Below are 12,822 nucleotides of genomic sequence, written 5' to 3' on the forward strand. Positions count from 1 at the left end.
ACTGTCACTGTGTGGGAATTGGTCAAATCCGGCGGCTGGATGATGCTGCCGATCATTTTGAGTTCCATCGTGGCCATGGCGATCGTCGCCGAGCGTCTGTGGACCCTGCGTGCCAGCCGAGTCACCCCGGAGCATTTGCTCGGGCAAGTCTGGGTCTGGATCAAAGACAAACAGCTCAATAAAGAAAAACTCAAGGAACTGCGCGCCAACTCGCCGTTGGGCGAAATCCTCGCGGCAGGCCTGGCCAACTCCAAGCATGGTCGCGAGATCATGAAAGAGTGCATCGAAGAGGCCGCTGCCCGGGTCATCCACGAACTGGAGCGTTACATCAACGCCCTGGGCACCATCGCCGCCATGGCCCCGTTGCTCGGGTTGCTGGGGACGGTGCTGGGCATGATCGATATCTTCAGCTCGTTCATGGGCACGGGCATGACCACCAACGCGGCCGTGCTGGCCGGCGGTATTTCCAAAGCCTTGATCACCACGGCTTCGGGCCTGATCGTCGGTATCCCGTCGGTATTCTTCCACCGGTTCCTGCAACGGCGCATCGATGAGCTGGTGGTGGGGATGGAGCAGGAAGCCATCAAGCTGGTTGAAGTGGTGCAGGGCGACCGTGACGTGGACCTGTCCGAGGGCAAAAAAGCGTGAAATTCCGCCGCAAGCAACGGGAGAATGTGGACATCAACCTCGTGTCGCTGATCGACGTGGTGTTTGTCCTGCTGCTGTTTTTCGTTGTGACCACTACCTTCACTCGCGAAACCCAATTGCGCGTCGAGCTGCCGGAAGCGGTCAGCGGTTCGCCGGCTGAAGACCAGCAGGTCAAGCAACTGGACATCGCCATCAACGCCGAAGGGGTGTTTTCGGTCAACAACCAGTTGTTGCCGAAGAATGACCTGAGCAGCCTGATGGACGCGTTGCAGAAAGAATCCAACGGCGACACCAACTTGCCGCTGTCCATCACCGCCGACGGCAAGACCCAGCATCAATCCGTCATCACCGCCATGGACGCCGCCGGCAAGCTCGGTTTCAGCCATCTGCGCATGACCACCGTCGAGGCAGCGCCGACGCACTGATGGCCATGTCCGATCGATTGCTCGCCGCGTGGTATGCCGGTCATCCGGCCCTGAAGCTGTTGCAGCCGCTGGAATGGCTGTATCGGCGGGTGATCATCGGCAAGCGCAATCGCTTTCTCGCGGGTGAGGGTGAGATCTATCAGCCACCGGTGCCGCTGATCGTGGTCGGCAATATCACTGTCGGCGGCACCGGCAAGACGCCGATGATCCTGTGGATGATCGAGCACTGCCAGCGCAGTGGTTTGCGGGTCGGCGTGGTCAGTCGGGGTTATGGCGCCAAGCCGCCGCACCTGCCGTGGCGGGTCGAGGCTGATCAAGGCGCCGACATCGCCGGTGACGAGCCGTTGCTGATCGTGCAGCGCACCGGCGTGCCCTTGATGATCGACCCGGACCGCAGCAGTGCGGTCAAAGCCTTGCTGGCGAGTGAACCGCTGGACCTGATCCTGTCCGACGACGGTATGCAGCATTATCGATTGGCCCGGGATCTGGAGCTGGTGCTGATTGACGCCGCCCGTGGCCTGGGCAATAAACGTTGCCTGCCCGCCGGGCCGTTGCGCGAACCGATCGAGCGTCTGCAAAGTGTCGACGCGGTGCTCTATAACGGCGCCACCGATGACCGCGACGACGGTTTTGCCTTTCAACTGCAACCCACCGCCTTGATCAATCTGAAAAGCGGCGAACGCAAGCAGCTCGACCATTTCCCCCCAGGCCAGGCGCTGCACGCGGTGGCTGGGATCGGCAATCCCCAGCGTTTCTTCAACACCCTCGAAACGCTACACTGGCAGCCAATCCCCCATGGGTTCGCCGACCACGCCGAATACAGCGTGCAGGCCTTGAATTTCACACCGTCATTGCCGTTGGTGATGACCGAAAAGGATGCGGTGAAGTGCCGTGCCTTTGCCGCTGCCGACTGGTGGTACCTGGCAGTCGATGCTGTGCCTTCGCCGGCCTTCGTGGCCTGGTTCGATACGCAGCTGATGCGCTTGTTGCCGAATCGTCTTTTGCCTTAAAACCGTTTTTATCCAGGGAATGCTCATGGACACCAAATTGCTCGATATCCTCGCTTGCCCGGTCTGCAAAGGCCCGCTCAAGCTCAGTGCCGACAAGACCGAGCTGATCAGCAAGGGCGCCGGCCTGGCGTACCCGATTCGCGACGGCATCCCGGTAATGCTCGAAACCGAAGCGCGCACCCTGACCACCGACGAGCGCCTGGATAAATGACCACAGCCTTTACCGTTGTCATTCCATCGCGTTACGCCTCCACCCGCTTGCCGGGCAAACCGCTGCTGCTGATCGCCGGCAAGCCGATGATCCAGCACGTCTGGGAACAGGCGAGCAAAAGCAGCGCCCAGCGCGTGGTGGTCGCTACGGACGATGCGCGCATCGTCGAAGCCTGCAAAGGCTTTGGCGCCGAAGTGGTGCTGACCCGTGAAGATCACAACTCCGGCACCGATCGTTTGGCCGAAGTGGCGACGAAATTGGGCCTGGCGCCCGACGCGATCGTGGTCAACGTCCAGGGTGACGAGCCGCTGATCCCGCCGAGCGTGATCGATCAGGTCGCCGCCAACCTGGCCGCCCACACCGAAGCGCGCATGGCCACGTTGGCCGAGCCGATCGAGGATGTGGAAACCCTGTTCAATCCCAACGTGGTCAAGGTCGTCAGCGACCTCAATGGCCTGGCGCTGACCTTCAGCCGCGCCACGCTGCCATGGGCCCGAGACGCATTTGCCAAGACTCGCGAGCAAATGCCGCAAGGCGTGCCATATCGTCGCCATATCGGCATCTATGCCTACCGCGCCGGTTTCCTGCATGACTTCGTCAGCTGGGGCCCGTGCTGGCTGGAAAACACCGAATCCCTGGAACAACTGCGCGCCCTGTGGCACGGCGTGCGGATTCACGTTGCCGATGCGTTGATCGCACCGCCGACCGGCGTCGACACCGTCGAAGACCTCGAGCGCGTTCGTCGCCTGCTGGAGGCCTGATGCGGGTTCTGTTCGTCTGCCTGGGCAACATCTGCCGTTCGCCCACGGCCGAAGGCGTGTTGCGGCATAAATTGCGTGAGGCCGGTCTGGCCGATCAAGTCGAAGTGGCCTCCGCCGGCACCGGTGACTGGCACGTCGGCAAGGCCCCGGACAAGCGCAGCCAGGCCGCAGCCAAGTTGCGCGGTTACGACTTGTCGGCCCAGCGTGCCCAGCAAGTCAGCCGTGCGGATTTCGCCACGTATGACCTGATCCTGGCCATGGACAACAGCAACCTGCGCAACCTCAAGGCCCTGCAACCGGCCAAGGGCAAGGCTGAGCTGGACCTGTTCCTGCGACGCTATCAGTCGGAAATCGACGAAGTGCCGGACCCGTACTACGACGGCGACCAAGGCTTTGAGCAAGTGCTGGATTTGATTGAGCGCGCCAGTGATTTGCTGGTGATCGAGTTGAAGGGACGGTTATGAGTTTGCAGGTACACCCCGGGGTTTCCCTCAAACCGTTCAACAGTTTTGGCGTGGACGTTCGAGCGCAGCTGTTTGCCGAAGCCCATAACGACGCCGAAGTTCGCGAAGCCCTGGCCTATGCCGCTTCCCACGCCTTGCCGCTGTTGGTAATCGGCGGTGGCAGCAATTTGCTGCTGACCGCGGATATCCAGGCGTTGGTGCTGCGCATGGCCACGCGCGGCATTCGTGTGTTGAGCGATGATGGCAGTCAGGTGGTGATCGAAGCCGAGGCCGGCGAACCTTGGCATCCGTTCGTGCAACACACCTTGGCCCAAGGCTTGTCGGGGCTGGAAAACCTCAGCCTGATTCCAGGCACTGTTGGCGCGGCACCGATGCAAAACATCGGCGCCTACGGCGTCGAGATCAAGGACGTGTTCGCTGGCCTTACCGCGCTGGATCGCCAGACCGGCGAGCTGCGGGATTTCAGCCTGGAAGAATGCAATTTCGCCTACCGCGACAGCCTGTTCAAACAGCAGCCGGGGCGTTGGTTGATCCTGCGGGTCCGCTTCACCCTGAATCGCACTGCGCACCTGCATCTGGAATACGGCCCGGTGCGTCAGCGCCTGACCGAGCAGGGCATCGACCACCCGACGCCGACCGATGTCAGCCAGGCGATTTGCAGCATCCGCAGCGAAAAACTCCCGGACCCGGCCGTGCTCGGCAATGCCGGCAGCTTCTTCAAGAACCCGTTGGTGCCAGCGGCACTGGTGACTCGGCTCAAGCTTGAATACCCGGATCTGGTGGCCTACGCGCAAGCAGACGGGCAAATGAAACTGGCGGCGGGCTGGTTGATCGAGAAGGCTGGCTGGAAAGGTTTCCGTGAGGCTGATGCTGGCGTGCATAAATTGCAGGCACTGGTGCTAGTCAACTACGGTGGCGCGACCGGTTTGCAGTTACTGGATTTGGCGCAACGGATCCAGAAAGACATTGCGCAACGCTTCAGCGTCGAGCTGGAAATGGAACCCAATCGATATTGAAGCTACGCTTTAAACAGGCGAATTTCGAAGCCCTGCACAACTTCAATTGTGCAGGGCTTTTTTGTTAATGCTGGGTTAACTTAGCCACCTAACGATGCAAGCATTTGCTCCACCAAAGGCCCGACGCAGACATTGCCGTCCGCGTAAGAGAGCCGATTAGCCTGAGCCGATCTGCGTGAACCCACCGCTACCCCCTGGCGGCAGATTGCTCGACCCCATAACCGAAACAACTATGCGGGCGTGCCCATGATTACCCTCAAACTCAATGGCCAAGACCATCAACTCGACGTGACCGAGGATATGCCGCTGCTCTGGGCGATCCGCGACGTGGCCGGTTACAACGGCACTAAATTCGGCTGTGGCATGGGCCTGTGCGGCGCGTGCACCATCCATATCGACGGTTTGCCGGCGCGCAGTTGCATCACGCCGATTGGTTCGGTGGTCGGCCAGGACGTGCGTACCATCGACAATCTGCACGCCGACCCGGTCGGGCAAATCGTCCAGCAAGCCTGGCTCGACACCGCCGTGGCCCAGTGCGGTTTCTGCCAGGGCGGGCAGATCATGTCCGCCACCGCGTTGCTCAAGACCAATCCCAACCCGAGCGACGAGCAAATCGAAGAGGCGATGGTCGGCAACATCTGCCGTTGCGGTACTTACAACCGCATCAAGACCGCCATCCGCCAGGCCTCCACTCATCTGAAGGAGGCCAAGGCATGAGCCAGCTCCCGAATGATTTCGCCCTTAGCAATCTGAGTAACCTCAGCCGTCGCGGTTTTCTCAAAGGCGTCGGCGCCACCAGTGCGCTGGTAATCGCCGCCAGTTGGGGCTGGCAAGACGCTTTCGCCGAAGACAAACCGAAGAAGTTCGGCGCCGATGGTATGCCTAATGGCTCGGTCGACGATCCGAAGGTCTACGTCAGCATCGCCGCCGACGGCACGGTGACCGTGGTGTGCAACCGTTCGGAAATGGGCCAGGGCGTGCGCACCAGCCTGAGCATGGTGGTGGCCGATGAACTGGACGCCGACTGGGCGCTGGTCAAGGTGCAACAGGCGCCGGGTGACGAAGTGCGCTTCGGCAACCAGGACACCGACGGATCGCGCAGCATGCGCCACTGGTACGAACCGATGCGCCGTTGCGGTGCCGCCGCGCGGACCATGCTGGAACAGGCTGCGGCCGAGCAGTGGAAAGTGCCGGTCGGTGAGTGCCGTGCGCAACTGCATAAAGTGATTCACCAACCGACCAAGCGTGAGCTCGGTTACGGCGAACTCGCCGCCGCTGCCGGTGCGCTGGCGGTGCCGGCCCGTGACAGCCTGCGGCTCAAGCAGCCGTCGGAATTTCGCTATATCGGCAAGGAAGGCGTGCGCGCCATCGACGGTGCCGACATCGTCAACGGTCGTGCGGTCTACGGCGCCGATGTGCATTTCGACGGCATGCTTTACGCGACCATCGCCCGTCCTGCGGTGTATGGCGGCAAGGTCAAATCCTTCGATGCCGCCGCGGCAATGAAAGTCCCGGGCGTGATCAAGGTCTTGCAGATCGAAAGCCGTCCGCTGCCATCAGAGTTCCAGCCATTAGGTGGCGTGGCCGTAGTCGCGAGCAACACTTGGGCCGCGATCAAGGGCCGCGAAGCGCTGAACATCGAATGGGATGACGGCCCCAACGCCAGTTACGACTCGATTGCCTACCGCAAAGAACTGGAAGCCGCCTCGCTCAAGCCCGGCAAAGTGGTGCGCAATACCGGCGACATCGACAAGGCCTTGGCCGGCGCCGGCAGCACCCTCGAAGCGTCCTACTATCTGCCACATCTGGCACAGGCGCCGATGGAGCCGATGGTTGCCATCGCTCGCTTCAAGGATGGCGTGTGCGAAGCCTGGGCACCGAGTCAGGCGCCGCAAGTTACCCGTGAGCGGATCGGCGAGCGCCTCGGCGTGCCGTTCGATAACGTCACCTTCAACGTCACTTTGCTCGGCGGTGGTTTTGGGCGTAAGTCCAAACCGGATTTCGTCATCGAAGCCGCGATCCTCGCCAAGGAATTCCCCGGCAAGGCCGTGCGAGTGCAGTGGACCCGTGAAGACGATATCCACTGTTCCTACTTCCATACCGTGTCCGCCGAATACCTGAAGGCCAGCCTCGACAAGGATGGCCTGCCGTCCGGCTGGTTGCACCGCACCGTGGCGCCGAGCATCACCGCACTGTTCGCCCCGGGCATGAACCACGAGGCGGCGTTCGAGTTGGGCATGGGCTTCACCAACATGGCGTATGCGATCCCCAATGTGCGCCTGGAAAACCCGGAAGCGACAGTCCACACCCGGGTCGGCTGGTATCGCTCGGTGTCGAACATTCCCCACGGCTTCGCAATTCAGACCTTCGTCGATGAATTGGCCCACAAGGCCGGGCAGGATCCGCTGAAGTATCAGATCAAGTTGCTCGGCCCGGACCGTCAGATCGATCCGCGCACCTTGAGTGAAGAGTGGAACTACGGCGAGTCTCCCGAGCGTTATCCGATCGACACCGCGCGAATGCGCACCGTACTGGAAACCGCCGCCAAAGCCGCTGGTTGGGGGCGCACGCTACCCAAAGGCCGAGGGTTGGGGCTGGCGGTGCATTACAGCTTCGTCACCTATGTGGCGGCGGTGATCGAAGTCGAAGTCAAAGACGACGGCACCTTGATCGTGCACAAGGCCGACATCGCCGTGGATTGCGGCCCGCAGATCAATCCCGAGCGGATTCGCTCGCAGTTCGAAGGCGCCTGCGTGATGGGCCTGGGCAACGCGGTGCTCGGCGAAATCAGCTTCAAGGACGGCAAGGTCCAGCAGGACAACTTCCACATGTACGAAGTGGCGCGCATGTCCCTGGCGCCGAAAGAAGTTGCCGTGCATCTGGTCACGCCACCGGGCGAAGTGCCATTGGGCGGGGTCGGTGAGCCGGGCGTGCCGCCGATTGCGCCGGCGCTGTGCAACGCGATCTTCGCCGCCACCGGCAAACGTATCCGCAGTCTGCCGGTTCGCTATCAACTGCAGGGCTGGCAGAAGGCGCAGGCCTGATGGACAGCGTCGATCTGAACGTCCTGCGCAGCGTGCTCGACTGGCGTCGCGCCGGTCAGCGGGTGGTGTTGTACAGCGTGGTCCAGACCTGGGGCACCGCGCCCCGGGCGCCGGGTGCCATGTTGGCGTTGCGTGAGGACGGCGTAGTGATCGGCTCGGTGTCGGGCGGTTGTGTCGAGGATGATCTGATTGCGCGGCTGCACGACGGCCGTATCCCGGCCGACGGGCCGCCCGTGCAATTGATCACCTACGGCGTCACCCGCGAAGAGGCGGCGCGGTTCGGCTTGCCGTGCGGCGGCACCTTGCGCCTGACCGAGGAACGGGTCGGTGATCCGGCGTGGGTCGCCGAGTTACTGGCGCGCTGCGAGGCCCATGAAATCGTCGCCCGTTCGCTGGACGTCACGACCGGTGAAGTGGTTTTGCAAGCGGCGCACAAGACCGATGTGCTGAGTTTTGACGGCAGCACCTTGCGCGCGATCTACGGTCCGCGCTGGCGTTTATTGCTGATCGGTGCCGGGCAACTGTCGCGCTATGTCGCGGAAATGGCGCGACTGCTGGATTTCGAAGTGCTGATCTGCGATCCGCGCACCGAGTTCGTCTACGGCTGGGAAGAACAGCACGGTCGCTTCGTGCCGGGCATGCCCGACGAAGCCGTGTTGAACATCCAGACCGACGAACGCACTGCCATCGTCGCCCTGACCCACGATCCACGCCTGGATGACATGGCGCTGCTGACCGCCCTCGATTCCAGGGCGTTCTACGTCGGCGCACTGGGTTCGCGGGTCAACAGCCTGAAGCGCCGGGACAACCTGGCTCAGCTAGGCTTGTCAGAACAGGCCATCGCGCGGCTGCACGGTCCGATTGGTCTGCACATCGGCAGCCACACCCCGGCGGAAATCGCCTTGTCGTTGCTGGCCGAAATCGTGGCGATCAAGAACGGTGTCGAGCTGAAGCAGAAGAAGCCGTTGCGGGAGGACGTATGAGCGAGCCCATCGGTGTGATCGTGTTGGCGGCGGGGCAGGGCAGCCGCTTTCGAACGGTCGCGGGCGCTGAAAAGGACAAGTTGCTGGCCGACTGCACCGGTCGCGACGGCGCCATACGCTCGGTGATCGAGCAGGTGTTGGTGAATCTGCCTGCATCTATTGAAAAGCGCGTACTGGTGACCACCGAGGATCGCCCTCAGGTGATTCGCATGGCCCAGGCTTATGGTTACGAGGTTGTGCTGATCGAGTCCACCGGCATGGGCGACAGCATTGCGGCGGGTGTGGCGGCTTGCTCGCAGCTCGGCGGGTGGTTGATTGTGTTAGGTGATATGCCGTTTATCTTGCCATCGAGCATCGAGCAAGTCGTCGCGGCGATTGCGGATGATTGCATCAGCGTGCCGGTGCACGAGAGCGAGTTCGGGCATCCGGTGGGTTTTGGCCGGCGTTTTGGGCCGGGGCTGATGGGGTTGTCCGGTGATCGCGGGGCCAAACCGTTGTTTGCGCAGGCGAGGGTGGTTGAGGTGGCGGTGGACGATCCCGGTGTGTTGTGGGATGTGGATGTGCCTGAGAAGTTGATCTACCCGCCGGCATAGATTTCCTGTGGGAGCGGGCTTGCTCGCGAATGCGGTGGATCAGCCTGCATGAATGTTGAATGTTAAACCGTTTTCGCGAGCAAGCCCGCTCCCACAGGGGATTGCGCTGAAGATTACGGGCATAAAAAAAGCCCCGCCTGGATCACCAGGCGGGGCTTTTTAGTAGCCGATGGAATCAGACGAGGGGTTTAGGCTCGTGTTCTTTTTCCTGGGCTTCTTCGTGTTGCTGTACCGCGTCCTGAACGGAGCGAGGTGCTTCGTCGATCACGGATTCAACCGGGTCGGCAGCGACTTCAGCGGCCGGAGCAGGAGCTGCCTCGACGACTTCAGCCACAACCGGTGCTGGCTCGGCAACGGCCGGAGCAGCAGCGGCAGCCAGTTCGGCTTCTTTCTGCAGACGCTCGGCTTCACGCTTGCGGCGACGCACTTCACGTGGGTCGTTCGGCGCGCGGCCATTTTCGGTCAGGGCGCTGGCAGGGGCGGCTTCGACCACCGGTGCAGCGACTTGTGCGACAACCGGAGCTTCAACCACTGGAGCAGGCTCGGCAGCGGCAACCACTGGCTCGGAGACCATCGCTTCAACCGCCGGTGCTTCAGCGACTGGCGCTGGTGCTTCGACGACTGGCTCGGAGGCTACCGGCTCGGCAACCCAGTTGAACGCGGTTTGCTCTTCGCGCACTTCGCGGACAGCTTCGGTCACGGTTTCGGTCGATGTTTCGACAACCGATTCTGCGACAACCACTGGCTCGGCGACGAAAGCAGGCTCGGCAGCGGCTTGAATTTCAGGCTGTGCTTCACGAACCGGCGCTACTTCAACTTCCGGAGCGGCTGTGGCTTCTACCGGAGTAGTCGCTTCAACGACCGGCGCTTCTACTGGTGCAGTTTCCTGAACAGCAGCAGTGGCGCGTTCGGCTTGCTCGTGAGCCTGGGCTTCGGCAGGCGCGCTGATCACGGTGCTGGCAACGGCTGCAGTAACAGCCAGGCCGGCGGCCAGATCGGCAACGCTTGGCGCTTCGTTGGTTTCGCTGGCTTCGCTACCGTCGGCGGACTCGGACTCTTCCGAACCTTCGATCACGTTGCCGTTGGCATCACGTTGACGCTCGCGACGGTTGCTGCGACGACGCTGGCCACGGGAGCGGCGGCGTGGACGATCGCCTTCGGCGCCTTCCTGACCGTCTTCCTGTTGCTGCTCTTCGTTGGTCAGCAGTTCTTCTTCGGAGGTTGCAGCCGCTTGTTCTGCACGTGGCTGACGCTCTTCACGCGGTGGGCGTGGTGCGCGTTCTTCACGTGGCTGACGGGCTGGACGCTCTTCAGTGGTAGCAGCAACGGCAGCAGCAGCGGCAGCGACTGGCGCAGCAGGAGCGGCATCCAGTGGCTCGCGCAGTTCACGTACCGGACGCTCTTCGCGGTCGCCACGTGGCTTGCGGTCTTCACGAGGAGCGCGCGGTGCACGTTCTTCACGAGGGGCGCGTGGTGCGCGTTCTTCGCGAGCGACTACCGGGGTAGTGGTGGTCTCTTCACGGGCTTCGCGTGGTTGACGCTCTTCGCGTGGCTCACGTGGTGCGCGTTCTTCACGCGGTGCACGTTCCTCACGAGGCTTGCGCTCTTCATCGCGGCGACCGTTACGGTTGCGGCTCTGCTGACGACCGTTGCGACGCTCTTCGTTACGGGCCGGACGCTCGGTGGTCGCTGGTTTTTCAACCACAACCGGAGCCGCTGGCTCTTCTTTGGTAGCGAACAGGCTGACCAGCGACTTCACCAGGCCTTTGAACAGGCTTGGCTCTGGCGCGGCGACCGGTGCAGCAACTGGAGCGGCAGCGACGACTTCAGTCGGCACCGGTGCGTTGGCACGGGCCGGTGCAGTCTTGACCGCGGCTTCCTGGCGAACCAGGGTGCGGGTCGCAGCGGCTGGCTGGACTTCTTCCACTTCGGCAGCGGCAGCAGCGATTTCGTAGCTGGACTGGTTGATGTGGGCTTCCGGGCTGTCATCACGCAGACGCTGAACTTCGAAGTGCGGCGTTTCGAGGTGATCGTTCGGCAGAATGACGATGCGGGCACGGGTGCGCAGTTCGATCTTGGTGATCGAGTTGCGTTTTTCGTTGAGCAGGAACGCGGCCACCGGGATCGGCACTTGTGCGCGAACTTCGGCGGTGCGGTCTTTCAGGGCTTCTTCTTCGATCAGGCGCAGGATCGCCAGCGACAGCGATTCAACGTCGCGGATGATGCCGGTGCCGTTGCAACGCGGGCAAACGATGCCGCTGCTTTCGCCAAGCGATGGACGCAGGCGTTGACGGGACATTTCCAGCAGGCCGAAGCGCGAGATGCGACCGACTTGCACGCGAGCGCGGTCGGCTTCCAGGCATTCGCGGACTTTCTCTTCCACGGCGCGCTGGTTCTTGGCAGGGGTCATGTCGATGAAGTCGATGACGATCAGGCCGCCAATGTCGCGCAAGCGCAACTGACGGGCAATTTCTTCGGCGGCTTCAAGGTTGGTCTGCAGGGCGGTTTCTTCGATGTCGCTGCCTTTGGTGGCGCGCGCCGAGTTGATGTCGATGGACACCAGGGCTTCGGTTGGATCGATAACGATGGAGCCGCCGGAAGGCAGTTCAACGACGCGCTGGAAAGCGGTCTCGATCTGGCTTTCGATCTGGAAACGGTTGAACAGCGGAACGCTGTCTTCGTACAGCTTGATCTTGCTGGCGTACTGCGGCATCACCTGGCGGATGAAGGTCAGGGCTTCGTCCTGGGCTTCAACGCTGTCGATCAGCACTTCGCCGATGTCCTGGCGCAGGTAATCGCGGATGGCGCGGATGATCACGTTGCTTTCCTGGTAGATCAGGAATGGCGCGGAACGATCCAGCGACGCTTCTTTGATAGCGGTCCACAGTTGCAGCAGGTAGTCGAGGTCCCACTGCATTTCTTCGCTGCTGCGGCCCAGGCCGGCAGTGCGCACGATCAGACCCATGTCGGCAGGTGCAACCAGGCCGTTCAGGGCTTCACGCAGTTCGTTGCGCTCTTCACCTTCGATGCGACGGGAGATACCGCCGGCACGCGGGTTGTTCGGCATCAGCACGAGATAACGACCGGCCAGGCTGATGAAGGTGGTCAGGGCTGCGCCCTTGTTGCCACGTTCTTCTTTTTCGACCTGAACGATGACTTCCTGGCCTTCGGTCAGGACGTCCTTGATGTTGACGCGGCCTTCGGGGGCTTTCTTGAAGTATTCGCGGGAGATTTCTTTGAGGGGCAGGAAGCCGTGGCGCTCGGAGCCGAAATCGACAAAGGCAGCCTCAAGGCTTGGTTCGATGCGAGTAATCCGGCCTTTATAGATGTTGGCCTTCTTCTGCTCGCGTGCACCGGATTCGATGTCCAGGTCGTAGAGGCGTTGGCCATCTACCAGTGCAACACGCAACTCTTCGGGTTGAGTTGCGTTAATCAGCATTCTTTTCATGTAGTACCGTCGGTTTCCGGGCTGCCGGAAACGGCGTTCGGCACACACGACTTCTCACGGTCGGTGTCAGGTGCGTCAGGAGTGGTTGGACACTCCAGTGTCTAGCGATGGCGACCAATAGGGGCCGGCGTCGCGACGTACGCGTCCTGCTTGCTGTGGCTACTTAAGCACTCAGTCAGGAGGAGGAATCAACCAGCGGCTGTGGACGAGATGAAGCGT

Annotated in this window: 12 protein-coding genes; 11 read left to right on the plus strand and 1 reads right to left on the minus strand. The window is 61.9% G+C overall.

Going from position 1 to position 12,822, the window contains the following annotated elements:
• The first annotated feature begins 9 nt into the window (after window positions 1–9).
• From NK667_RS03465 to NK667_RS03515, 11 genes are all read left to right on the plus strand, one after another.
• Window positions 10–648, plus strand: a complete 639-nt coding sequence (locus tag NK667_RS03465) for a MotA/TolQ/ExbB proton channel family protein (RefSeq protein WP_054051742.1) — start codon at window positions 10–12, stop codon at window positions 646–648.
• The gene (locus tag NK667_RS03470; protein WP_054051743.1) at window positions 645–1,073 is read left to right on the plus strand and encodes an ExbD/TolR family protein; all 429 of its coding nucleotides are present in this window, start codon (window positions 645–647) and stop codon (window positions 1,071–1,073) included. Before NK667_RS03465 ends, NK667_RS03470 begins: the two co-directional genes overlap by 4 nt.
• Window positions 1,073–2,083: a tetraacyldisaccharide 4'-kinase gene (gene lpxK / locus NK667_RS03475; RefSeq protein WP_054613852.1), complete on the plus strand. Its 1,011-nt coding sequence runs from the start codon at window positions 1,073–1,075 to the stop codon at window positions 2,081–2,083. Before NK667_RS03470 ends, lpxK begins: the two co-directional genes overlap by 1 nt.
• Window positions 2,084–2,108: 25 nt before the next feature.
• Window positions 2,109–2,294, plus strand: a complete 186-nt coding sequence (locus tag NK667_RS03480) for a Trm112 family protein (RefSeq protein WP_007945752.1) — start codon at window positions 2,109–2,111, stop codon at window positions 2,292–2,294.
• Window positions 2,291–3,055, plus strand: coding sequence for a 3-deoxy-manno-octulosonate cytidylyltransferase (gene kdsB / locus NK667_RS03485; RefSeq protein WP_054051747.1), 765 nt, complete (start codon window positions 2,291–2,293; stop codon window positions 3,053–3,055). The genes NK667_RS03480 and kdsB overlap by 4 nt, the downstream gene beginning before the upstream one ends.
• The gene (locus NK667_RS03490; RefSeq protein ID WP_054613853.1) at window positions 3,055–3,519 is read left to right on the plus strand and encodes a low molecular weight protein-tyrosine-phosphatase; all 465 of its coding nucleotides are present in this window, start codon (window positions 3,055–3,057) and stop codon (window positions 3,517–3,519) included. Before kdsB ends, NK667_RS03490 begins: the two co-directional genes overlap by 1 nt.
• Complete coding sequence (gene murB / locus NK667_RS03495; RefSeq protein WP_054613854.1) at window positions 3,516–4,535, plus strand: UDP-N-acetylmuramate dehydrogenase; 1,020 nt, start codon at window positions 3,516–3,518, stop codon at window positions 4,533–4,535. The genes NK667_RS03490 and murB overlap by 4 nt, the downstream gene beginning before the upstream one ends.
• A gap of 246 nt (window positions 4,536–4,781) precedes the next feature.
• The gene (locus tag NK667_RS03500) at window positions 4,782–5,252 is read left to right on the plus strand and encodes a (2Fe-2S)-binding protein (RefSeq protein WP_054051753.1); all 471 of its coding nucleotides are present in this window, start codon (window positions 4,782–4,784) and stop codon (window positions 5,250–5,252) included.
• On the plus strand, window positions 5,249–7,579 hold the full coding sequence (locus NK667_RS03505) for a xanthine dehydrogenase family protein molybdopterin-binding subunit (protein WP_054613855.1): 2,331 nt from the start codon (window positions 5,249–5,251) through the stop codon (window positions 7,577–7,579). Before NK667_RS03500 ends, NK667_RS03505 begins: the two co-directional genes overlap by 4 nt.
• Window positions 7,579–8,562, plus strand: a complete 984-nt coding sequence (locus NK667_RS03510; RefSeq protein ID WP_054613856.1) for an XdhC family protein — start codon at window positions 7,579–7,581, stop codon at window positions 8,560–8,562. Before NK667_RS03505 ends, NK667_RS03510 begins: the two co-directional genes overlap by 1 nt.
• Complete coding sequence (locus tag NK667_RS03515) at window positions 8,559–9,155, plus strand: nucleotidyltransferase family protein (RefSeq protein ID WP_054613857.1); 597 nt, start codon at window positions 8,559–8,561, stop codon at window positions 9,153–9,155. The genes NK667_RS03510 and NK667_RS03515 overlap by 4 nt, the downstream gene beginning before the upstream one ends.
• Window positions 9,156–9,330: 175 nt before the next feature.
• Here NK667_RS03515 and rne read toward each other — a convergent pair whose 3' ends face one another.
• Window positions 9,331–12,603, minus strand: coding sequence for a ribonuclease E (rne, locus tag NK667_RS03520; protein ID WP_054613858.1), 3,273 nt, complete (start codon window positions 12,601–12,603; stop codon window positions 9,331–9,333).
• Window positions 12,604–12,822: the final 219 nt, after the last annotated feature.

Source organism: Pseudomonas nunensis (assembly GCF_024296925.1).
Lineage (GTDB): Bacteria > Pseudomonadota > Gammaproteobacteria > Pseudomonadales > Pseudomonadaceae > Aquipseudomonas > Aquipseudomonas nunensis.

Bases quoted from the DNA above. Each gene is read 5' to 3' on its own strand.
- lpxK (WP_054613852.1), top strand. From the start codon at position 1,073: ATGGCCATGTCCGATCGATTGCTCGCCGCGTGGTATGCCGGTCATCCG.
- NK667_RS03480 (WP_007945752.1), top strand. From the start codon at position 2,109: ATGGACACCAAATTGCTCGATATCCTCGCTTGCCCGGTCTGCAAAGGC.
- kdsB (WP_054051747.1), top strand. From the start codon at position 2,291: ATGACCACAGCCTTTACCGTTGTCATTCCATCGCGTTACGCCTCCACC.
- NK667_RS03490 (WP_054613853.1), top strand. From the start codon at position 3,055: ATGCGGGTTCTGTTCGTCTGCCTGGGCAACATCTGCCGTTCGCCCACG.
- murB (WP_054613854.1), top strand. From the start codon at position 3,516: ATGAGTTTGCAGGTACACCCCGGGGTTTCCCTCAAACCGTTCAACAGT.
- NK667_RS03500 (WP_054051753.1), top strand. From the start codon at position 4,782: ATGATTACCCTCAAACTCAATGGCCAAGACCATCAACTCGACGTGACC.
- NK667_RS03505 (WP_054613855.1), top strand. From the start codon at position 5,249: ATGAGCCAGCTCCCGAATGATTTCGCCCTTAGCAATCTGAGTAACCTC.
- NK667_RS03510 (WP_054613856.1), top strand. From the start codon at position 7,579: ATGGACAGCGTCGATCTGAACGTCCTGCGCAGCGTGCTCGACTGGCGT.
- NK667_RS03515 (WP_054613857.1), top strand. From the start codon at position 8,559: ATGAGCGAGCCCATCGGTGTGATCGTGTTGGCGGCGGGGCAGGGCAGC.
- rne (WP_054613858.1), bottom strand. From the start codon at position 12,603: ATGAAAAGAATGCTGATTAACGCAACTCAACCCGAAGAGTTGCGTGTT.